General features: G+C 58.7%; 17 protein-coding genes and 1 tRNA gene. 15 read left to right on the forward strand and 3 right to left on the reverse strand.

What is annotated here, in order from left to right:
* Nucleotides 1-94: 94 nt before the first annotated feature.
* The 3 genes from AB4O11_RS05670 (at nt 95) to AB4O11_RS05680 (ending at nt 4212) form a co-directional block, all read left to right on the forward strand.
* Complete coding sequence (locus AB4O11_RS05670) at nt 95-1366, forward strand: YeaH/YhbH family protein (RefSeq protein ID WP_007910114.1); 1272 nt, start codon at nt 95-97, stop codon at nt 1364-1366.
* The gene (locus tag AB4O11_RS05675; RefSeq protein ID WP_093441957.1) at nt 1363-2925 is read left to right on the forward strand and encodes a SpoVR family protein; all 1563 of its coding nucleotides are present in this window, start codon (nt 1363-1365) and stop codon (nt 2923-2925) included. The genes AB4O11_RS05670 and AB4O11_RS05675 overlap by 4 nt, the downstream gene beginning before the upstream one ends.
* Nucleotides 2926-2988: 63 nt before the next feature.
* Complete coding sequence (locus AB4O11_RS05680; RefSeq protein WP_460130320.1) at nt 2989-4212, forward strand: multifunctional CCA addition/repair protein; 1224 nt, start codon at nt 2989-2991, stop codon at nt 4210-4212.
* Nucleotides 4213-4303: 91 nt separating this feature from the next.
* Here AB4O11_RS05680 and folK read toward each other — a convergent pair whose 3' ends face one another.
* Both folK and folB read right to left on the reverse strand, forming a co-directional pair.
* The gene (gene folK / locus AB4O11_RS05685; RefSeq protein ID WP_460089089.1) at nt 4304-4819 is read right to left on the reverse strand and encodes a 2-amino-4-hydroxy-6-hydroxymethyldihydropteridine diphosphokinase; all 516 of its coding nucleotides are present in this window, start codon (nt 4817-4819) and stop codon (nt 4304-4306) included.
* Nucleotides 4810-5166, reverse strand: coding sequence for a dihydroneopterin aldolase (folB, locus tag AB4O11_RS05690; RefSeq protein WP_064390789.1), 357 nt, complete (start codon nt 5164-5166; stop codon nt 4810-4812). Before folB ends, folK begins: the two co-directional genes overlap by 10 nt.
* A gap of 74 nt (nt 5167-5240) precedes the next feature.
* Between folB and plsY the strand changes: the two genes are divergently transcribed.
* Nucleotides 5241-5810 (forward strand): glycerol-3-phosphate 1-O-acyltransferase PlsY, encoded by a 570-nt coding sequence (plsY, locus tag AB4O11_RS05695; protein ID WP_093441972.1) that lies wholly within the window; start codon nt 5241-5243, stop codon nt 5808-5810.
* Nucleotides 5811-5833: 23 nt separating this feature from the next.
* On the opposite strand, the gene tsaD is transcribed toward plsY, so the two are convergent.
* A complete protein-coding gene (tsaD, locus tag AB4O11_RS05700; protein ID WP_093441977.1) occupies nt 5834-6859 on the reverse strand; it encodes a tRNA (adenosine(37)-N6)-threonylcarbamoyltransferase complex transferase subunit TsaD in 1026 nt (341 codons plus the stop codon).
* Between the two features lie 199 nt (nt 6860-7058).
* Here tsaD and rpsU point away from each other — a divergent pair, with 199 nt between their 5' ends.
* The 11 genes from rpsU (at nt 7059) to pqqB (ending at nt 23088) form a co-directional block, all read left to right on the forward strand.
* A complete protein-coding gene (gene rpsU, locus AB4O11_RS05705; RefSeq protein WP_002551877.1) occupies nt 7059-7274 on the forward strand; it encodes a 30S ribosomal protein S21 in 216 nt (71 codons plus the stop codon).
* A 485-nt stretch (nt 7275-7759) separates the two neighbouring features.
* Nucleotides 7760-9724 carry a DNA primase gene (dnaG, locus tag AB4O11_RS05710; RefSeq protein WP_093441982.1) on the forward strand — a complete coding sequence of 655 codons (1965 nt, stop codon included), beginning with the start codon at nt 7760-7762 and terminating at the stop codon, nt 9722-9724.
* A gap of 67 nt (nt 9725-9791) precedes the next feature.
* Nucleotides 9792-11636: an RNA polymerase sigma factor RpoD gene (gene rpoD, locus AB4O11_RS05715; protein ID WP_093441990.1), complete on the forward strand. Its 1845-nt coding sequence runs from the start codon at nt 9792-9794 to the stop codon at nt 11634-11636.
* Nucleotides 11637-11762: 126 nt separating this feature from the next.
* Nucleotides 11763-15509 carry a bifunctional diguanylate cyclase/phosphodiesterase gene (locus AB4O11_RS05720; protein ID WP_093441996.1) on the forward strand — a complete coding sequence of 1249 codons (3747 nt, stop codon included), beginning with the start codon at nt 11763-11765 and terminating at the stop codon, nt 15507-15509.
* Between the two features lie 15 nt (nt 15510-15524).
* Nucleotides 15525-15601: transfer RNA gene (locus AB4O11_RS05725), tRNA-Ile, on the forward strand.
* A gap of 636 nt (nt 15602-16237) precedes the next feature.
* The gene (locus AB4O11_RS05730; RefSeq protein ID WP_460130321.1) at nt 16238-16699 is read left to right on the forward strand and encodes an Lrp/AsnC family transcriptional regulator; all 462 of its coding nucleotides are present in this window, start codon (nt 16238-16240) and stop codon (nt 16697-16699) included.
* A gap of 222 nt (nt 16700-16921) precedes the next feature.
* Nucleotides 16922-18604: a flavin monoamine oxidase family protein gene (locus AB4O11_RS05735; protein WP_093429957.1), complete on the forward strand. Its 1683-nt coding sequence runs from the start codon at nt 16922-16924 to the stop codon at nt 18602-18604.
* A gap of 12 nt (nt 18605-18616) precedes the next feature.
* Nucleotides 18617-19411 carry a carbon-nitrogen hydrolase family protein gene (locus tag AB4O11_RS05740; RefSeq protein WP_093429956.1) on the forward strand — a complete coding sequence of 265 codons (795 nt, stop codon included), beginning with the start codon at nt 18617-18619 and terminating at the stop codon, nt 19409-19411.
* A gap of 38 nt (nt 19412-19449) precedes the next feature.
* A complete protein-coding gene (gene pqqF, locus AB4O11_RS05745; RefSeq protein WP_460130322.1) occupies nt 19450-21864 on the forward strand; it encodes a pyrroloquinoline quinone biosynthesis protein PqqF in 2415 nt (804 codons plus the stop codon).
* Between the two features lie 156 nt (nt 21865-22020).
* Entirely contained in the window at nt 22021-22095 is a 75-nt protein-coding gene (pqqA, locus tag AB4O11_RS05750) for a pyrroloquinoline quinone precursor peptide PqqA (protein WP_003422658.1), read from the forward strand.
* An 81-nt stretch (nt 22096-22176) separates the two neighbouring features.
* Entirely contained in the window at nt 22177-23088 is a 912-nt protein-coding gene (gene pqqB / locus AB4O11_RS05755) for a pyrroloquinoline quinone biosynthesis protein PqqB (protein WP_108225161.1), read from the forward strand.
* The last annotated feature ends 126 nt before the right edge of the window (nt 23089-23214 follow it).

Here is a 23214-nt window from a genome sequence, read left to right on the forward strand (position 1 = left end):
TGCAAGAACAAAGCGCGTAACCCACTGATGCCCGGGAACCTGCTTTTACTTGCAGCTTGAAGCTCACAACTTGAAGCTGCCCGGAGGGCTTCCTATGAGTTATGTGATCGACCGACGTCTCAATGGCAAGAACAAGAGCACGGTGAACCGTCAGCGCTTCCTGCGGCGTTACCGTGACCACATCAAGAAGGCTGTCGAAGAGGCGGTCAGCCGCCGTTCCATTACCGATATGGAGCACGGCGAACAGATCAGTATTCCCGGTCGCGACATCGACGAACCGGTGCTTCACCATGGCCGCGGCGGCAAGCAGACCGTGGTGCATCCGGGCAACAAGGAGTTCACCGCCGGCGAACACATCGCCCGCCCGCCGGGAGGTGGCGGCGGACGCGGTCCGGGCAAGGCCGGAAACTCCGGCGAGGGCATGGACGAATTCGTCTTCCAGATCACTCAGGAAGAATTCCTCGAATTCATGTTCGAAGACCTCGAACTGCCGAACCTGGTCAAACGCAACCTGAGCGGCACCGACACCTTCAAAACCGTACGCGCCGGGATCAGCAACGAAGGCAACCCGTCGCGCATCAATATCATCCGCACCCTGCGCTCGGCCCACGCACGGCGCATTGCCCTTTCCGGTAGCAGTCGAGCGAAACTGCGTGAAGTCAAAGAAGAACTTGAGCGTCTGAGACGCGAAGAGCCGGACAACTTCGGCGATATTCAGGAACTCGAGGCGGAAATCGAAAAACTCAGCGCGCGCATTCACCGCGTGCCGTTCCTCGATACATTCGACTTGAAGTACAACCTGCTGATCAAGCAGCCCAACCCCAGTTCAAAAGCGGTGATGTTCTGCCTGATGGACGTCTCCGGCTCCATGACCCAGGCGACCAAGGACATCGCCAAACGCTTTTTCATCCTGTTGTACCTGTTCCTGAAACGGAACTACGACAAGATCGATGTCGTGTTCATCCGCCACCACACCAGCGCCCGGGAAGTCGACGAAGAGGAGTTTTTCTATTCACGGGAAACCGGCGGCACCATCGTTTCCAGTGCCCTGAAACTGATGCAGGAGATCATGGCCGAGCGTTACCCGAGCAACGAGTGGAATATCTACGCGGCGCAGGCTTCCGACGGCGACAACTGGAATGATGACTCGCCAATCTGCCGCGACATCCTGATCAACCAGATCATGCCGTTTGTGCAGTACTACACTTACGTGGAGATCACCCCGCGCGAACATCAGGCCTTGTGGTACGAGTACGAACGCATCGCCGAAGCCTTCTCTGACACTTTTGCCCAACAGCAACTGGTCTCGGCCGGGGATATCTATCCGGTCTTCCGTGAACTCTTCCAGCGCAGGTTAGTGACATGACCGCCAAAGAGCAGAAGCGCCAACCCATTTCCACCGGCTCCGAATGGACGTTCGAGCTGATCCAGACCTATGACCGCGAAATAGCCCGGATCGCGGCCCGCTATGCGCTGGATACCTACCCCAACCAGATTGAAGTGATCACCGCCGAGCAGATGATGGATGCGTATGCCTCGGTGGGCATGCCACTGGGCTACCACCACTGGTCCTACGGCAAACACTTCCTCAGCACGGAAAAGTCGTACAGCCGTGGGCAGATGGGCCTCGCCTACGAAATCGTGATCAACTCTGACCCGTGCATTGCCTATCTGATGGAGGAAAACACCATCTGCATGCAAGCGCTGGTAGTGGCGCATGCCTGTTACGGGCATAACAGTTTCTTCAAGGGCAATTACCTGTTCCGCACCTGGACCGACGCCAGCTCGATCATCGATTACCTGGTGTTTGCCAAGCAGTACATCATGCAGTGCGAGGAGCGTCACGGCATCGATGCAGTAGAAGACCTGCTCGACTCCTGCCATGCGTTGATGAACTACGGCGTCGACCGCTACAAACGTCCTTACCCGATTTCCGCCGAAGAAGAACGGCGTCGGCAGAAGGATCGTGAAGAGCACATGCAAAAGCAGATCAACGATTTGTGGCGCACCATTCCCAAAGGCGCGGATAAATACAGCGACAAGGACAACGCACGCTTCCCGGCCGAGCCGCAGGAAAACATCCTGTACTTCATCGAAAAACACGCGCCGTTACTGGAACCGTGGCAGCGCGAGATCGTGCGGATCGTGCGCAAGATCGCCCAGTACTTCTACCCGCAACGCCAGACCCAAGTGATGAACGAGGGCTGGGCAACATTCTGGCACTACACGCTGATGAACGACCTGTATGACGAAGGGCTGGTTACCGACGGCTTCATGATGGAATTCCTCACCTCGCACACCAGCGTGGTGTTTCAGCCAGGTTTCGATAGCCCTTACTACAACGGCATCAACCCCTACGCGCTGGGTTTCGCCATGTATCGCGACATCCGGCGCATGTGTGAAGAACCTACCGAAGAGGATCGTCACTGGTTCCCGGAAATTGCCGGGAGCGACTGGCTGTCGACCATCAAATTCGCCATGAGCAGCTTCAAGGATGAGAGTTTCATCCTGCAGTATCTATCGCCGAAAGTGATCCGTGACCTGAAACTGTTCAGCATCATGGATGACGATCAGAAGGACGACTTGTTGGTGCCTGCGATTCATGACGAACCCGGCTACCGGATCATCCGCGAAACACTGGCCGCGCAATACAACCTCGGCAATCGTGAACCGAACGTGCAGATTTACAGCATCGATCGGCGCGGCGACCGCTCACTGACCTTGCGCCACCAGCAGCATGACCGCAAACCACTGGGTGATTCCACCGACGAGGTGCTTAAACACCTGCATCGCTTGTGGGGCTTCGATATCCATCTGGAAACCCTGCAAGGCGACCAGATCATGAAAACCCACCACGTACCGCCACGCAGTGAACACAGCGAAGGGGATTACGGTCGACTTGACCTTGCCGTCATTCATCTTTGATCCGGTTTCGGCCTCCGAAAGTCTGACGCAAGGGTTATTCTGTCGGGCTAACGGAGGTTTTTTATGCAGATTTTCAAGGTTGGCGGTGCCGTACGTGATCGCTTGCTGGGCAAACCAGTCACCGACATCGATTGGGTCGTGGTCGGTGCCAGCACGGAAGAAATGCTCGCCCAGGGTTATCGCCCGGTTGGCGCGGATTTCCCCGTGTTTCTTCATCCCAAAAGCGGCGAGGAGTACGCCCTCGCCCGCACCGAACGCAAGAGCGGGCTCGGTTATGGCGGTTTCACTTTTCACGCCAGCCCCGAAGTGACGCTTGAAGAAGACCTGATTCGTCGCGACCTGACCATCAACGCCATGGCCGAGGACAATGAGCAAAATCTGACCGATCCCTACCATGGCCAGCGCGATCTTGAAGCACGGATTCTGCGCCACGTTTCTCCGGCGTTCGCCGAAGATCCCCTCCGTGTATTGCGCGTTGCCCGCTTCGCAGCGCGCTATGCCGGGCTGGGTTTTACTGTCGCACCGGAGACGCTGGAATTGATGCGTCAGCTCAGCGAGTCCGGTGAGCTGGAGGCGTTGACCGCTGAACGTAGCTGGAAAGAAATCTCCCGGGCACTGATGGAAGATCAGCCGCAAGTGTTCATTCAGGTGCTGCGCGACTGCGGCGCACTGAAAGTACTGATGCCAGAAGTCGACGCGCTTTTCGGTGTGCCACAACCGGAAGCGCATCACCCGGAAATCGATACCGGCCTGCACACCCTCAGCGTCCTGGAGCAATCAGCGCTGCACAAACAACCGCTGACGGTACGCTGGGCTTGCCTGCTGCACGATCTCGGCAAAGGTCTGACCCCAGAGGAAGAGTGGCCGCGACACATCGCCCATGAGCACACGGGATTGAAGCTGATCAAAGCGGTCAACGAACGCTTTAAGGCACCAAAGGATTGTCAGGAGTTGGCCTTGTTGGTCGGCAAGTACCACACCCACAGCCACCGGGCGCTGGAGTTGAAGGCCTCGACGCTGCTTGAGCTGTTGCAGAGCTTTGATGTGTATCGCCGACCGCAGCGGTTTGAAGAGTTTATCGCGGCATGCGAAATGGACGCCCGAGGCCGTAAAGGGCTGGAGCAGAGAAGTTATCCACAGGCGGATTATTTGCGCGGTGCGGCGAAGGCTGCGCGAGAGGTTGCGGTGCAGCCGTTACTGGAGAAGGGATTCAAGGGCCCGGAACTGGGTGAAGCGCTGAAACGTGAGCGACTGAAGGCGTTGAAGGCTTACAAAGAGAACGCCTGAAGCAAGATCAGAAGATCGCAGCCTGCGGCAGCTCCTACAGAGAAACGCATATTCCCGTGTAGGAGCTGCCGCAGGCTGCGATCTTTTGCTTTTAAAGATTCGGCGGGGTTAACTGCTCACCCCGCCATTCGAACGGCACCGGCGCCAGCACCTGATCAATCTGCGCTTCAGCCCACAAAGTCGCGAAGCTCTTTCCCACCCCCGGATGCACGCGATCCGGCGCAATCAGCGACAGCGGCCACAGCACAAAAGCATTTTTCAGAATCTCCGCGCGCGGCAGAACCAGTCCGTCGAAATTCCCCGCCAGATCACCATACAACAGCACGTCGATATCCAACGGCAAGCCCTTGCGATCCGGTGCGTAGCGACCGTTATCCGCCTCAATGAATTTCAAGCGGCGATCCAGTTCCATCAACGGCAGGTCGGTATACGCCGACACCACGAAATTGAAGAACGGCCCGCTCTTGATGCCCACAGGCGCGCTTTCGAACACCGCCGAACAGCGGACATCCACCAGAAACGTCGCCAAAGCGTCGAGTCCAGCGCGCAAATGAGTTTCGCGCTCGATATTGCTACCGAGCCCGAGGTAGACCTGAGTCAGCGACATCCGCGCTCGATCTCCACACCCACGCCGCCCTTGGCAGCCGGAACGGCGCCGGGTTTGGTCAGCTTCAGGCGTACCCAAGTGATCTTGAATTCGCTCATCAGCACTTCAACCAGACGTTCGGCGAAGGTCTCGACCAGTTGAAACTGCGCTTGCTCGGCAAACGCCTGAATTCGCGTGGACACGCTGGCGTAGTCGAGCGCCAGGGTCAGGTCATCACCGGCGGCGGCCGGGCGATTGTCCCAGGCGAAGCTCAGATCAAGGCGCAGGCACTGGCGGATGCCGCGCTCCCAGTCGTAGGCACCAATCACGGTGTCGACTTCCAGGCCTTCGATAAACACTCTGTCCAAGCACTTCTCTCCGCTGCACGACAAGGGCGCAATGCGCCGTTAGAATCAGGGCGTCCTCGCCCGGAATAGTTAGCATGTTTTGGTTACTGGCGACTCTCGCCTACCTGCTCGGCTCGCTGTCCTTCGCCATTTTGCTCAGCCGCCTGACCGGAAACCCGGATCCGCGAATGAGTGGCTCGGGTAATGCCGGTGCCACCAACATGCTGCGCCTGGCCGGTCGCAAACTGGCGATCCTGACCCTGCTGGGTGATCTGTGCAAAGGCCTGGTGCCGGTGCTGATCGCTTCGACTGCCGGCCTTTCGCTGCAGGATCAGGCGTGGATCGGCGTGTGCGCCGTGATCGGTCACCTGTTCCCGCTGTACTTTCGCTTTCGTGGCGGCAAAGGTGTCGCCACCGCTGCCGGCATGCTGCTGGGCCTGTATCCGCCCGCCGCGCTGCTGGCAGTATGCGCCTGGTTACTGACGTTTTACCTGACCCGCACCAGCTCGCTCGCAGCACTGATCGCAACCCCCTTGACCCTGCCTTTGCTGGCCTGGCAGGAACCGGAAGCGCTGCTGCCGATGAGCGCGCTGACACTGCTGATCGTCTGGCGCCACCGCGGCAATCTACGCGACCTGTTTGCCGGGCGCGAACGGCATTTTTAAATACCGGCCATGAGCGCCACTCATCACAACGCCGACAATTGCTCCATCGGCCAGCGCGCCTGCACGCTGATCGCCAGACTTTCCTGCTGACCGGCCTGCAAACGCTGGCAACCGGCAAAGGCGATCATCGCGCCATTGTCGGTACAGAACTCCGGGCGTGCATAAAACACATCGCCCTTCATGTCGCCGAGCATCTTTTCCAGCGAAACACGCAACGCCTTATTGGCGCTGACGCCGCCCGCAATCACCAGACGCTTCATGCCGGCCTGCTTCAGGGCACGCTTGCACTTGATGGTCAAAGTCTCCACCACGGCCTGCTGGAACGCCAGCGCGATGTCGCAACGGGCTTGCTCGCTGTCGTCCCCGGCGTTGACGCACTGCTGCCAGGCGTTGAGCGCAGAGGTTTTCAGACCACTGAAGCTGAATTGCAGACCCGGGCGATCACACATCGGACGCGGGAAGGTAAAACGTCCTGCGACGCCCTTCTCGGCCAGCTTGGCGATTTCCGGCCCACCCGGATAATTGAGACCCATCATCTTCGCGGTTTTGTCGAATGCCTCACCGGCGGCATCATCCAGCGTCTCGCCGAGCAAACTGTATTGGCCAATGCCATCGACCTGAACCAGCTGCGTATGACCACCGGAGACCAACAAAGCGACGAACGGGAATTCGGGCGGTTTCGGCTCCAGCATCGGCGCCAGCAAGTGGCCTTCCATGTGGTGCACGCCGAGCGCCGGAATGCCCCAGGCAAACGCCAGTGCCTGAGCGCAGGAAGCGCCGACCAGCAATGCGCCAACCAGGCCAGGACCCGCGGTATAGGCGATTGCATCGATCTCGGTCGGTACGCAGTCAGCCTCGGCCAACACCTGACGGATCAAGGGCAGCATGCGTTTGACGTGGTCACGCGAGGCCAGCTCCGGCACCACACCGCCATAAGCGCGGTGCAGGTCGATCTGGCTGAACAGTGCGTCGGCCAGCAGGCCGCGTTCGCTGTCATATAATGCGACGCCGGTTTCGTCGCAGGAGGTTTCTAATCCCAGTACTAGCATGGGTTTGCGCCTTGTTTAGGCTGAATTCGAAGGCGCGCATAATAGTCGCCGCGTGATGCCCCGACCAGCGGTTTTCGATCAGAGGCTTTGCATTCCGAGCGATGAGGGGTTAACATCCGCAACCCTTAAAAACCGACGTCTTCAAGTGCTCTTTTGCCGCGAGGATGTTGACCCCGGTAATGAATGAAGGTAGCTCTGGATGCCAGCCGTCAAAGTTAAAGAGAACGAACCCTTCGACGTAGCTCTGCGTCGTTTCAAGCGCTCCTGCGAAAAAGCCGGTGTACTGGCTGAAGTTCGTAGCCGCGAATTTTACGAGAAGCCAACTTCTGAGCGTAAGCGCAAAGCAGCAGCCGCTGTTAAGCGTCACGCCAAGAAAGTTCAGCGCGAACAGCGCCGCGCCGTTCGTCTGTACTAATACACAGACGTTCGTAGCAAGCTTCTTGCCTAAGCCCGGCTCTCAGCCGGGCTAATGGCATTTGCGTAAAACGCTTGATGCTTCACCGTCGAAGCCGCACACGCGACCGAGACAAATCTGCTTCACGCGTCAGACCTGGCTCTTTTGCCAGCGGTGCACGTCTTTTCTGACGAGCCTTTCAAGGCTACTGACGAGCACACCCACTGATTCCTCTTACGACGATCAGCCCAAGGCACCTGCATGCGTGCCCGCTTTATTGAGCGATCCGAGGCCCTGAACCGGCCGTCAGCGGATTCAGCGCAACACTTTCAAATAGTCGACGACTGATGAGTACTAACGTCAGTGGATTTTCGGCAGATACACTTCCCGACAGCGATTACGCAGACGACACCGGTCGAGCCGCACATTTTGCGTGCTTCAAACAATGACCCGCGTCCGGCAGCCTTTCGCATCGGACTTATTACAGCGCAGACGACGAGAACGCCATGGCCGGGCTGATTCCCCAGAGCTTCATTGACGACCTGCTGAACCGCACCGACATCGTCGATGTGGTCAGTTCGCGCGTGCAATTGAAGAAGGCCGGCAAGAACTACACCGCCTGTTGCCCGTTTCACAAAGAGAAAACGCCGTCTTTCAGCGTCAGCCCCGACAAGCAGTTCTATTACTGTTTCGGCTGTGGCGCCGGCGGCAATGCCCTCGGCTTTCTCATGGATCACGACAACCTGGATTTCCCCCAGGCTGTCGAAGATCTGGCCAAAGCCGCCGGTATGGAAATCCCCCGCGAAGAAAGCGGCCGCGAGCGCAAGCCACGGCAGCCGACCGATTCGCCGCTGTATCCACTGCTCACCGCCGCCGCCGACTTTTACCGGCAGGCGCTCAAGAGCCATCCGGCACGCAAAGCTGCAGTGGATTACCTCAAGGGACGCGGCCTGACTGGCGAGATCGCCCGGGATTTCGGCCTCGGTTTCGCGCCGCCGGGCTGGGACAATCTGTTCAAGCACTTGAGCAGCGATACATTGCAGCAGAAGGCCATGATCGACGCAGGCCTGCTGATCGAGAACGCCGAAACCGGCAAACGCTATGACCGCTTCCGCGATCGCGTAATGTTCCCGATCCGCGACACCCGCGGGCGGATCATCGCTTTCGGCGGCCGCGTACTCGGCGACGACAAGCCGAAATACCTGAACTCACCGGAAACCCCGGTATTCCATAAAGGCCAGGAACTCTATGGCCTCTATGAAGCACGCAAGAACAACCGCAACCTCGACGAAATCATCGTCGTCGAAGGTTACATGGACGTCATCGCCCTCGCACAGCAGGGGCTGAAGAATGCCGTCGCGACGCTGGGCACCGCGACCAGCGAAGAACATTTGAAGCGCCTGTTCCGCGTCGTACCGAACGTGTTGTTCTGTTTCGACGGCGACCAGGCCGGCCGCAACGCCGCGTGGCGCGCCCTGGAAGCAACGCTTTCAAGCCTGCAAGACGGCCGCCGGGCGCGCTTTTTGTTTCTGCCCGAAGGCGAAGACCCGGATACCCTGGTGCGCGCCGAAGGCACTGACGCCTTCAAGGCCCGGATCAATCAGCACGCTCAGCCACTGGCGGATTATTTCTTCCAGCAATTGACCGAAGAAGCCGATCCGCGCTCGCTCGAAGGCAAGGCCCACATGGCCACCCTCGCCGCACCGCTGATCGACAAAGTGCCGGGCGCCAACCTGCGTATTCTGATGCGTCAGCGCCTGACCGAAATCACCGGCCTGAGCAGCGAAACCGTCAGTCAGCTGGCACAAAGCGCGCCACAGGAAGCGCCGCCCGCCTACGATCCGGGCATCGATTACGATGCGATGCCGGACTACAGCGACTACCATCAGCCGCAGGCACAGGATATGTATGTGCCGCAGCAGGAGTGGACGCCGAAAAAGCCCGGCGCTGGCGGCAAGAAGTGGGACAAAAAACCCTGGGACAAGAACGGCAAACGTGGCGGTGATCGCGATCAGCAGCGCCCGCGCACACCGATTGGCGTCGAGTCGCCAACCCTGACCGCCCTGCGCACACTGCTTCATCACCCACAATTGGCCAAGCGCGTCGAAGATGCCGGGCACATTGCGGACGAGAATCAGACCAACGCCCAGTTACTTGTGGCCCTGCTCGAAGCTGTACAGAAGAATCCCAAGCTAAACTCATTTCAGTTGATCGCGCGATGGCACGGCACTGAACAGGGACGCTTGCTCAAGGCTTTGGCAGAAAAGGAGTGGCTGATTGACGGCGATAACCTTGAACAACAGTTTTTCGACACCATTACTAGCTTGTCAGCCCGCCAACGCGAGCGAAATCTGGAACAGTTGCTCAGGAAAGCGCGTCAAAGCGAACTGAGCGTTGAAGAGAAAAACCAACTGCGCGACCTACTAAGTCGCAATGTTTCCGCATCAAACCCGACCTCAACTGGCGCGTGAGGTCATAGCTCAGGTATAATCCTCGGCTTGTTTTTTGCCCGCCAAGACCTTCAGTGGATAGGGTGTTATGTCCGGAAAAGCGCAACAGCAGTCTCGTATTATTGAGTTGATCAAACTGGGTCGTGAGCAGAAGTATCTGACTTACGCCGAGGTCAACGACCACCTGCCCGAGGATATTTCAGATCCTGAGCAGGTGGAAGACATCATCCGCATGATTAACGACATGGGGATCCCCGTACACGAGAGTGCTCCGGATGCGGACGCCCTTATGTTGGCCGACGCCGATACCGACGAGGCCGCTGCGGAAGAAGCAGCCGCTGCGTTGGCAGCGGTGGAGACCGATATCGGTCGCACCACTGACCCTGTGCGCATGTACATGCGTGAAATGGGTACGGTCGAGCTTCTGACTCGTGAAGGCGAAATCGAAATCGCCAAGCGTATCGAAGAGGGCATCCGTGAAGTGATGAGCGCAATCGCGCACTTCCCTGGCACGGTTGACCACATTCTCTCCGAGTACACCCGCGTCACCACCGAAGGTGGTCGCCTGTCCGACGTTCTGAGCGGTTATATCGACCCGGACGACGGCATTGCGCCGCCTGCCGAAGTGCCGCCGCCTGTCGAAGCTAAAGTGGCGAAAGCCGACGACGACACCGACGACGATGAAGCCGAATCTTCCGATGACGAAGAAGAAGCCGAAAGCGGTCCGGATCCGGTCATCGCTGCCCAGCGTTTCGGCGCCGTGGCTGACCAGATGGAAATCACCCGCAAGGCCCTGAAAAAGCACGGTCGCAACAACAAGGCAGCGATTGCCGAGTTGCTCGCACTGGCCGAACTGTTCATGCCGATCAAACTGGTGCCGAAGCAATTCGAAGGCCTGGTCGAGCGTGTCCGCAGTGCCCTGGATCGTCTGCGTCAGCAAGAGCGCGCGATCATGCAACTGTGCGTACGTGATGCACGTATGCCACGCGCCGATTTCCTGCGTCAGTTCCCGAGCAACGAAGTCGACGAAAGCTGGTCCGACGCCCTGGCCAAAGGCAAAAGCAAATACGCCGAAGCCATTGGTCGCGTGCAACCGGACATCATTCGTTGCCAGCAGAAACTGATCGCGCTGGAAACCGAAACCGGTCTGACCATCGCAGAAATCAAGGACATCAACCGTCGCATGTCGATCGGTGAGGCCAAGGCCCGCCGCGCGAAGAAAGAGATGGTTGAAGCCAACCTGCGTCTGGTGATCTCGATCGCCAAGAAGTACACCAACCGTGGCCTGCAATTCCTCGATCTGATCCAGGAAGGCAACATCGGTCTGATGAAAGCGGTAGACAAGTTCGAATACCGTCGTGGTTACAAGTTCTCGACTTATGCCACCTGGTGGATCCGTCAGGCGATCACTCGCTCGATCGCCGACCAGGCCCGCACCATCCGTATTCCGGTGCACATGATCGAGACGATCAACAAGCTCAACCGCATTTCCCGGCAGATGTTGCAGGAAATGGGTCGCGAACCGACCCCGGAAGAGCTGGGCGAACGCATGGAAATGCCTGAGGACAAGATCCGTAAGGTATTGAAGATCGCTAAAGAGCCGATCTCCATGGAAACCCCGATCGGTGATGACGAAGACTCCCATCTGGGTGACTTCATCGAAGACTCGACCATGCAGTCGCCAATCGATGTCGCCACTGTCGAGAGCCTGAAAGAAGCGACTCGCGAAGTGCTGTCCGGCCTCACTGCCCGTGAAGCCAAAGTACTGCGCATGCGTTTCGGTATCGACATGAACACCGACCACACACTCGAAGAAGTGGGCAAACAGTTTGACGTAACGCGTGAGCGGATCCGTCAGATCGAAGCCAAGGCGCTGCGCAAGCTACGCCACCCGACGCGAAGCGAGCATCTGCGCTCCTTCCTCGACGAGTGATACCAGAACCCCCGGCCCAGGCCGGGGGTTTTGTTTATATGGCAGATTAAATCCCTCGCAACACCCCTCCCCCGCATACCCCGTCTACACTCGAAACAATCATCCCCGAGCCATAACGAGAGCGTTATGCCCAGATTGGCGTCCGTGCTTTTTTTGCTGTCACTGATGATCTGGACCGCAACGGCTGACGCGCTGACTCTGACCGATGAAGAACGTAGCTGGCTGGCGGCTCACCCGGACTTGCGCCTGGGTGTCGATGCGTCGTGGCCGCCCTTTGAATTTCGCGACGACCAGAACCGCTATCAGGGCCTGGCGGCGGACTATATCGACGTGATTCGCCAACGCCTGGCAATTAAATTGACGCCCATCGAACCGGTGAGCTGGACGGTGGTGCTCGAACAGGTCAAATCGGGCAAGATCGACCTCCTGCCCGGCATCATGTCCACCCCCGAGCGTCAGACCTACCTGTCGTTCACCCGCCCGTATCTTGATTTTCCGATCGTCATTCTCGCCCACATCGGCGGCGCGCAACCGCGCAAGCTCGACGACTTGTACGGCTTGAAGATCGCCGTGGTGGAAAACTACGCGCCCCACGAACTGCTGCGCACCCACCACCCCGATCTGAACCTGGTGGCCATGCCCAATGTCAGTTCGGCATTGCAGGCGTTGGCGACCGACGAAGTGGACGCCGTCGTCGGTGACCTCGCGTCCAGCGTCTGGAGCCTGCGCCAGCTCAAGCTCGACGGTCTGTACGTCAGCGGCGAAACCCCTTATCGCTACCAACTGGCGATGGCCGTCCCCCGCGCCAACAAGGTACTGGTGGGAATTCTCGACAAAGTCCTCGCTGACATGAGTCCTGATGAAATCAGTAGTATTCAGGAGCATTGGGTCGGCAACGTCCTTGATCATCGGACATTCTGGTCAGACCTGCTGATCTACGGTTTACCGGGTCTGTTGCTGTTGGTGACGATTCTCGCCGTGGTGATCCGCATCAACCGTCGCCTGAGTTCGGAAATCGCCCGACGTATCGACCTCGAACAGGAACTGCGCAGCAGCGAATACCACTATCGTGGCCTGGTCGAGAGCCTGTCGGCCATCGCTTGGGAAGCACGGATGAGCGACTTCACCTACAGCTATGTGTCGCCCCACGCCGAAGACCTGCTTGGCTATCCACAATCCCATTGGTTGATTCCCGGTTTCTGGCACAACATCATTCACCCGGCCGATCTGACCCGTACACAAAGTTACTGCAAAGAAGCGCTTCGCCAGGGTCGCGATCACATCGTCGACTATCGGGTGATAACCGCTGATGGCCGCTGCCTGTGGGTGCGCGACATCGTCAGCCTGATCGAGCATGGCCATGAGCCGGTGATGCGCGGCCTGATGATCGACATCAGCGAAATCAAGCGCACCGAAGAGGCGCTGCGACTCTCGGAGCAAAAGTTCGCCTCGGTGTTTCAGCAATGCCCGGACATTCTGGTGATTGCACGACTGTCCGATGGCTGTCTGCTGGAGGTCAACGAAGCGTTTGAAGAACAGATCGGACTGAAAGCCGAAGAAGTGCTGGGCCAAACGGCGACCGAGCTGAATATCTGGGGGATTCCCGGCGTCGGTCCCGGATTGCTGCAGCGCCTGCAGGCAGGCAGCATTCGTAATCTGGAGATGCCGTTTCGCCGCAACAATGGCCAACTCTTTACCGGCCTGATTTCCGCCGAGCCGTTTGATCTGGACACTACACCCGCGCTTGTCGTCGTAGTACGAGACATTACCCAACTCAAGGAAACCCAACAGCAACTGCAAACCTCCGAAGAGAAATTTGCCAAAGCCTTCCATGCTTCGCCGGACGGTTTGCTGCTGTCACGCCAGAGCGACGGCCTGCTGCTGGAGGTCAACGAAGGATTCAGCCGTATCACCGGTTTCAATAGCGCCATGTCGGTGGATCGCTCGGCACTGGATCTGGGAATCTGGGTCAACCTCAACGAACGCAAACAGATGCTCGATCTGTTGCATCGCGACGGCTTCGTCCGTGACTTCACCTGCCATATCCGCCGCAGTGACGGGCAGATCCGCCTCTGTGAAGTATCCAGCCGTCCACTGCCGATTGGCGAAGATGACTGCATGCTGACCATCGCCCGCGACATTACCGAGCGGCATCTGATGCAGGAAAAACTGCAACAGGCCGCCACCGTGTTCGAAAGTACCGCTGAAGGCGTATTGATCACCGACACCCAACAACACATCAGTGCGGTCAATCGCGCTTTCACCGAAATCACTGGTTACAGCGAAAGCGAAGCGCTCGGGCATACGCCGCGCCTGCTCGCCTCCGGCCTGCATGACAGCGCGTTCTACGCGGCAATGTGGCACCAGTTGACCGACGAAGGTCACTGGCAAGGCGAGATCTCCAACCGACGCAAGAACGGCGAGCTGTACCCGAGCTGGCTGACCATCAGCGCCGTGCGCAATCGAGACAGGTTTATTACCCACTTTGTCGCGGTGTTTGCCGACATCTCCAGCCTCAAACATGCACAAGCCAAACTCGACTATCAGGCGCACCACGACCCGCTTACCGGCCTGCCGAACCGCACGCTGTTCGAAAACCGCTTGCTGATGGCACTGAACAGCCAGCAGGAAAACGGCAGTCAGGGCGCCGTGCTGTTTCTCGATCTCGACCGCTTCAAACACATCAATGACAGCCTCGGCCACCCGGTCGGCGATCTGCTGCTCAAGGGCATCGCCGTGCGCCTGAAGGAGCAATTGCGAGACATCGATACCGTGGCGCGTCTGGGCGGTGACGAATTCATCATTCTGTTACCCGGCCTGCAACAGGCCAGCGACGCCGATAACATCGCAACCAAACTGCTCAACTGCTTCGGTGCGCCATTCCAGGCCGGTGAACATGAATTCTTCATCAGTGCCAGCATCGGCACCAGCCTCTATCCTCGAGACGGTTGCGACGTCGCCACACTGGTGAAAAACGCCGACGCGGCGATGTACCGCTCCAAGGCCAAGGGCCGCAACCGCGTCGAGAGCTACACCCGCGACCTCACCGCCCAGGCCAGCGAGCGCATTGCGCTGGAGCATGAACTGCGTCGGGCCATTGAACGTGATGAACTGTTCCTCTACTACCAACCGAAAATCAGCCTCGACGATCATCGCCTGGTCGGTGCCGAGGCGCTGATCCGCTGGCGTCACCCGACCTTCGGCGACGTGCCGCCAGAGCACTTCATTCCGCTGGCCGAAGAGAACGGCATGATCCTGCAGATTGGTGACTGGGTGCTCGAGACGGCGTGCCGGCAAATGTTCGAATGGAGTCAGGTCTACGACAGCCTCGGCCCACTGTCGGTGAACCTCGCCGGTGCGCAACTTCGTCAGCCAAATCTGCTCGGACGCATCGAACAGCTACTCAACGACAACCGCCTGCAGCCGGATTTACTGCAACTGGAAATTACCGAGAATTTCATCATGAGTCAGGCTGAAGAGGCGTTGGCGGTGTTACACCAACTCAAACACCTCGGCGTTCAATTGGCGATTGATGACTTCGGCACCGGATATTCTTCGCTCAGCTACCTCAAACGGCTGCCGCTGGACATCCTCAAAATCGACCAGTCGTTTGTCCGCGGACTGCCCGATGACCCCCACGATGCAGCCATCGTCAGGGCGATCATCGCACTGGGCCGGAGCATGCAATTCACGGTTATCGCCGAAGGTGTGGAAACCCAGGCACAACAACAATTTCTCGCCGCCGAAGGCTGTGAACAGATCCAGGGCTACATCGTCAGCCTGCCGCTGCCGCCGGAAGAATTCGCAGCAACGTTTCTTCGTGTAACCGTATCGGATTTTTCGGATAGCACAGCCGAGAAACCGTCGCTATAATCCGCGACCTACTGAGGGCCTATAGCTCAGTTGGTTAGAGCAGAGGACTCATAATCCTTTGGTCCACGGTTCAAGTCCGTGTGGGCCCACCAAATTGAAAGCCGCGCTAAATGCGCGGCTTTTTCTTGGGCGATGGATTAGGGTTCGACGTCTTGGCGAGCGCAATGTACGAAGGGCATTGTTAGGAATACAACCGCAAGATCTGTAGGAATGTTCCCAAACTAGGTTTTCTCCCCTCTCCGCGCGTTGTTGACCGTTTCTCCAGACGAGTAATCTCCGGACGCCTCCGCCCGTCCAGGATCGATTTCATGCTCGTGAATGCTGCGCCACTGATAAAGGAAGCAGCCGACCAGCAAACCTGGATCGACCTCGCCTTACCCGATCTCTGAAGACAAAGAAAAGGGCAGCCATCTGGCTGCCCTTAATATTTGAATCCTGATATTTGCATCCTCAGGAAATGGGATGAAGATGTCTCACCTTACACCGATGTTGCAGCATCGCTGAGGTACCTACGTCCACTAATGCCCTGCAAGGCAGCGGATTTCGCGCTCTTGCCGGCATTCTTGATAAATAGGCCAACCAAGTCAAATCAAATATCCGATGTATTGTTTCAGCGCAACGATGGCATCGATTCTTGGGTGAACAATTCAAACATCGCCTGCAAGCGTGTTGCTGACAGTGTCTGTAACATGCGTACTCACCGCCCCCACACCCATGGAGCCGCACCCTTGCCCGACACCCGCCCACCCGCGCTCGATGAGATCGACCGTCAACTGATCGCGTCCCTGCAAATCAACGCCCGCGAAAGCGTTGCCATGCTTGCCCGGCAGTTGGGCATTGCGCGCACCACCGTGACCTCACGATTGGCACGTCTGGAGAAGGCCAAAGTGATCACCGGTTACGGCGTGCGTCTGGGTCAGCGGGTGGTCGATGGCGGTTTGCAGGCTTACGTGGGGATCAAGGTGCAGCCGCGTTCCGGCAAAGAGGTGGTGCGTCGGTTGAGTGCGATGGCGCAGGTGCAGCAGTTGTGTGCGGTGAGTGGCGAGTTTGATTATGTGGCGTGGTTGCGCACCGATTCGCCGGAGCAGCTGGACCAGTTGCTGGATCAGATCGGGAGTGTAGATGGGGTCGAGAAGACCACGACTTCGATCATCTTGAGCAGCAAGATTGATCGGGGGCAGCCGGTTTAAGGTCTTGATCGGGCTTCTCGGCTGGATTTCAGGGCCTCTTCGCGAGCAGGCCCCTCCTAAACTTTGGTCCATATGCAGTCTTTGATCGTCATATTGATCTGCTAACTGGCAAAACGACGACAATTTGCGTCTTATTAACGTGTTCTACGCTCCCTAGAATGGCAGGCATCTTTTCCTATACTCAGACGCGCATCCTGCGTCGGGTCGCCAGCAAGGTCAGCCATGAACAAGAACAATCGCCATCCTGCAGACGGTAAGAAACCAGTCACCATTTTCGGCCCGGACTTTCCGTTCGCGTTCGACGACTGGATCGAGCACCCGGCCGGTCTCGGCACTATTCCTGAACATCATCATGGCGCTGAAGTGGCGATCGTCGGCGCTGGCATCGCCGGCCTGGTAGCGGCTTACGAGCTGATGAAGCTCGGCCTGAAACCGGTGGTCTACGAGGCTTCGAAGCTCGGCGGGCGTCTGCGCTCGCAAGCGTTCAACGGCACTGACGGCATCGTCGCGGAACTGGGTGGCATGCGTTTTCCGGTGTCCTCCACCGCGTTCTATCACTACGTCGACAAGCTCGGCCTGGAAACCAAACCTTTCCCGAACCCGCTGACGCCGGCCTCCGGCAGTACCGTGATCGACCTGGAAGGCAAAACCCATTACGCACAAAAACTGGCGGATCTTCCTGCACTGTTTCAGGAAGTGGCTGACGCCTGGGCGGACGCACTGGAAGCCGGCTCGCAGTTTGCCGATATCCAGCAAGCCATCCGCGATCGCGATGTGCCGCGCCTGAAAGAACTTTGGAATACCCTGGTGCCGTTGTGGGACGACCGCACGTTCTACGACTTCGTCGCCACCTCCGAAGCCTTCGCCAAACTGTCGTTCCATCACCGCGAAGTGTTCGGGCAGGTCGGTTTCGGCACCGGCGGCTGGGATTCCGACTTCCCCAACTCGATGCTGGAAATCTTCCGCGTGGTGATGACCAACTGCGACGATCACCAGCACCTGGTGGTCGGTGGCGTCGAGCAAGTCCCACAAGGCATCTGGCGGCATGTGCCGGAGCGTTGCGTGCACTGGCCGGAAGGCACCAGCCTGAAATCCCTGCACCGTGGTGCGCCACGCTCGGGGGTGAAGAAAATCGCTCACGCGCCCGATGGCCGTTTCGCGGTCACCGACAATAATGGCGACACTCGCGAATACACCGCTGTGCTGACCACTTGCCAGAGCTGGCTGCTGACCACCCAGATCGAATGCGACGAAACCCTGTTCTCGCAGAAGATGTGGATGGCCCTCGACCGCACCCGTTATATGCAATCGTCGAAGACTTTCGTGATGGTCGACCGGCCATTCTGGAAAGACAAAGACCCGGAAACCGGCCGCGACCTGATGAGCATGACCCTCACCGATCGCCTGACCCGTGGCACTTATCTGTTCGACAACGGCGACGACAAACCGGGGGTGATCTGCCTGTCGTACTCGTGGATGAGCGACGCCTTGAAGATGCTTCCGCACCCAGTGGAAAAACGCGTTGAGCTGGCGTTGAACGCGCTGAAAAAGATCTACCCGAAAGTCGACATCGCCGCGCGCATCATCGGCGATCCGATCACCGTGTCGTGGGAAGCCGATCCGTACTTTCTCGGTGCGTTCAAGGGCGCCCTGCCCGGCCACTATCGCTACAACCAGCGCATGTACGCGCACTTCATGCAGGACGAGATGCCCGCCGAGCAGCGCGGGATTTTCATCGCTGGCGACGATGTGTCGTGGACACCGGCGTGGGTTGAAGGCGCAGTGCAGACATCGCTCAACGCGGTGTGGGGGATCATGAAGCATTTCGGCGGTTCGACACATAAAGCGAACCCGGGCCCGGGTGATGTGTTCAAAGACATCGGCCCTATCGCCCTGCCCGAGTAAGAGGAATCCCTGATGCGTGTAGCCCTTTACCAATGTCCACCGCTGCCCCTGGACCCCGCCGCCAACCTGCAACGCCTGCATCAAGTGGCGATGGAGGCCAAAGGCGCCGATCTGCTGGTGCTGCCGGAGATGTTCATGACCGGCTACAACATTGGCGCCGAAGCGGTCGGCACCCTGGCCGAGGTCTACAACGGGGAATGGGCGCAACAGATCGGCCGCATTGCCAAGTCGGCCGGTTTGGCGATTCTCTACGGTTACCCCGAGCGCACGGCGGACGGGCAGATCTACAACGCCGTGCAGTTGATAGACGCCAACGGTGAGCGCCTGTGCAATTACCGCAAGACGCACCTGTTCGGTGACCTTGATCGCTCGATGTTCAGCCCCGGTGAAGGCGATTTTCCGGTGGTTGAACTGAACGGCTGGAAACTCGGTTTCCTGATCTGCTACGACCTGGAATTCCCGGAAAACGCCCGACGCCTGGCCCTCGACGGCGCCGAGCTGATTCTGGTGCCGACGGCGAACATGATTCCGTTCGATTTTATCGCCGATGTCTCCGTACGCGCCCGCGCCTTCGAAAACCAATGCTACGTGGCCTACGCCAACTACTGCGGCCATGAAGGCGATATCCATTATTGCGGGCAAAGCAGCATCGCCGCGCCTGACGGCAGCCGTATTGCTCAGGCCGGTCTGGACGAAGCGTTGATCGTCGGCGAACTGGATCGGCAGTTGATGGTCGATTCCCGCGCGGCCAATCGCTACCTCAGCGACCGCCGCCCGGAGCTTTACGGCGCGCTGAACAAGCGCTAATCCGCTAGCATGGGCACTTCACTGTTCTGGAAGTGCCCATGCCTGCGCCGACTCACCCCCGCCCCCACACCGAAACCCTGGCCAACGGCTTGCGCGTGACCCTGCGTCATGTGCCAGGCCTCAAGCGCAGTGCCGCTGCCCTGCGGGTGGCTGCCGGTAGTCATGACGCGCCATTGGCGTGGCCCGGGCTGGCGCATTTCCTCGAGCATTTGCTGTTTCTCGGCACTGAGCGTTTTCCGGCGGACGAAGGGTTGATGGCCTATGTGCAGCGCCACGGTGGCCAAGTGAATGCCAGCACTGGCGAACGCACCACTGACTTTTTCTTCGAGCTGCCGACGCGCTCGTTCAGCGAGGGGTTGGAGCGTCTGTCAGACATGCTCGCCAAGCCGCGTATGAATCTGGACGATCAGCTGCGGGAACGAGAAGTGTTGCAGGCGGAATTTGTCGCCTGGTCGCAAGATCCTGCGGCTCAGCAGCAGTTTGCGTTGTATGAGGGTTTACCGGCAGAGCATCCGTTGCGCGGATTTCATGCGGGGAATCGGGACAGCCTGAAAGTCGAATTGCCAGCGTTTCAACAAGCGTTGAAGGATTTCCACCAGCAGTTCTATCGCACCGGACAAATGAGCTTGAGCCTGGTGGGGCCGCAGAGCCTTGAAGAGCTGCGCGCACTGGCCGAGCAGTTCGCAGCGGCTTTACCGGCTGGGGATAAAATTGTGCAGGCTGCGCCCCTGCAACTGGCGGTGAAAAGTTATCAACAGGCCGCTGAGCGACGCGCCAATCTGCTGTTTGCGTTCGATGATTTGCCGGAGTCTTCCGCCGAGGCAATGGCATTCCTCTGCCACTGGCTGAACAGTGCCAAGCCCGGTGGGTTGCTGGCGCATCTGCAGGAGCAGAATCTGGCGGATGATCTGAAAGCCGCACCACTGTACTGCTTTGCCGGGCAAGCCTTGCTGCATCTGGCATTCATCGCACCAGCCGAATCGATGAACGTCATTAGCGAACGCGCAAAGGATTGGCTGAGCTTCTTCGCGCAACAGGATTGGACGCCGCTGCGGGCGGAATACATGGCCCTGGTTCAGCGCCAGCAACAAGTCAGCGGTGCGCTGCAACTGGCACGAGTCGACAGCGAGCGACAAGAGAGTGGGCTGTCCGACAGCGGCATCAGCGCCCTCAAACACCTGCTCCGTGAAATCGGTGTTGTGGATAACTTCAGCGCCCACTGGCGATTACCTGCTGCCAATCCATTTCTGCGCGCCAGCGAACCGCTCGCCAATGCGGGCCTGATTCGCGGCCAGATCAGCGCCCACCGTGGCCTTCGTACATTTGCTCAGGATCGCTCGCGCGGCCGTCGCGAACGCTCGCCGATGCAGTTCAGCCAGGTCTTGCCGGACAGCGGCGATGAAGGCGCGATTTATCTGCGTTGGCAGGTTGAGTCTGCCGCCAGCCCTGATCTGCACTCGAGATTGCAACGCAGTCTCCGGCAAACTCAGCAAGACGCGCGCGAGGCTGGAGTCGAGTTGTCTTTCAGCACCACAGGGCATCAATGGTTGCTCAAGCTCAATGGCCTGCAGGAGCCAATGCCCAGCGTCCTGGAGCATGCGCTGAAATGTCTGACGCAAGTTGACGCCGATTCGTTGCGTAGTGAGGCGGAAACGCCGCTGATCCCCATTCGCGAGTTGCTGAAAGCGCTGCCGGAACAGGCGCTGGAATCAGCTGAAACCGGCGACGACGCCCAACAGCTGTGGACAACTTCGCATTGGGACGGCCTCGCGTTGGGACTGAGCCAACAGACCCAGTCCGCCATGGGCCTGGCCCTGAGCCGGGTTCCCGGCATCCCGGACAACCATCTGGCAGCGCCGGCGGCAATCACCGCGCAAAAACACTGGCGCCATGTCGATACCGCCTCCAGCGAACACGCCGTGCTGTTGTTCTGCCCCGCCGCCAGCCGCGACATCGTCGAGGACGCCGCGTGGCGACTGTTGGCGCAGGTGTGCCAGACGCCGTTCTACCAGCGCCTGCGCGTCGAATTGCAATTGGGCTACGCGGTGTTCAGTGCGCTTCGCCAGATGAATGGCCAAACCGCCCTGCTGTTCGGCGTGCAATCTCCGAGCGCCAGACCTGCGGAGTTGCTCGAACACATTCAACAGTTCCTCAAAGGAATGCCCGCGCTGATCGAACAACTTGATGAGGTCAGCCTCAACCAGCGGCGGCAAAACCTCGCGGATCAATTCGACGACGCCAATCTATCCAGCAAAGATGCTGCCGAGTTGCTCTGGCAGGCCAGACTCGCAGGCCACTCGTCGGATTATCTTGGGCAATTGCTCGCCGCCATTGGCCAACTCGATCGCCAGGCGTTGTTTAACGCAGCGCAGCGCTTGATCAACGCCGAAGGCGGCTGGCTCTGTCTCGCCAGCAACCCCGCACCCGGTAACCCATGGCAAACGACAAATTGATCATTACCGAGGCTGCAAGGAGCTTTCTCGAATATTCACGGGCAAACCCGGTGAAATTTTGAGTAACATAGCCGCCTAACTATTTGGAACATCTTTGCGCTGCCGTGGACTATACCTATGGACAGCGCTATCCCACCCAACCTGAGGAGACACCCAATGTCCTGGACAAAACCGGCTTACACCGACCTGCGTATCGGCTTCGAAGTCACCATGTACTTCGCCAGCCGCTGAGTTCTGCTTACGTAGAATTGCAGTGCAACGCCTCGGCTCGCCGGGGCGTTTTATTTTCCGCGTAGAAATGATGGAGCGTTCATGTTCGTCCAGATTCTGGGTTCGGCCGCCGGTGGCGGTTTTCCGCAGTGGAACTGCAACTGCGTCAATTGCGCAGGCTTTCGCGACGGCAGCCTGAATGCCAAGGCCCGCACCCAATCGTCCATCGCGATTTCCGATGACGGCGTGAACTGGGTACTGTGCAACGCCTCGCCGGACATCCGCGCACAGCTGCAAAGCTTCGCCCCGATGCAACCGGGCCGCGCCCTGCGTGACACCGGCATCAGCGCGATCATTCTGATGGACAGCCAGATCGACCACACCACCGGCCTGCTCAGCCTGCGCGAAGGCTGCCCGCATCAGGTCTGGTGCACGGACATGGTTCATGAAGATCTGAGCACTGGTTTTCCGCTGTTCAAGATGCTCACCCACTGGAACGGTGGGCTGGACTGGAACCGCATCGAACTCGACCAGAGCTTCACCGTGGCCGCATGCCCGAACCTGCGTTTCACCCCGCTGCCCCTGCGCAGCGCGGCGCCGCCGTACTCACCGCATCGCTTTGATCCGCACCCGGGGGACAACATCGGTTTGATCGTTGAAGACCTGAACACCGGCGGCAAATTGTTCTACGCGCCGGGTCTGGGCAAAGTCGATGCGCCGTTGCTGGAGATCATGGCCGGCAGCGATTGCCTGCTGGTGGACGGCACGATGTGGGATGACGATGAAATGCAGCGCCGTGGCGTTGGCACCCGCACCGGTCGTGAGATGGGCCATCTGGCACAGAACGGGCCTGGCGGCATGCTGGAAGTGCTGGAGCAGTTGCCTGAGCAGCGCAAAGTGCTTATCCACATCAACAACACCAACCCGATTCTCGACGAAGATTCGCCGGAGCGTGCTGAGTTGGCCCGGCGTAATGTTGAAGTGGCGTTCGATGGCATGAGTATTGTGCTGTAGCCACCGGCCTCTTCGCGAGCAAGCTCGCTCCCACATTGGATCTGTGGCGTTCACAAACCCTGTGGGAGCGAGCTTGCTCGCGAAAGCGTCCGAATAAACACCCAGGATTCCAACGGTTGTTCCCCG

This window comes from Pseudomonas sp. H1_D05 (assembly GCF_054682705.1).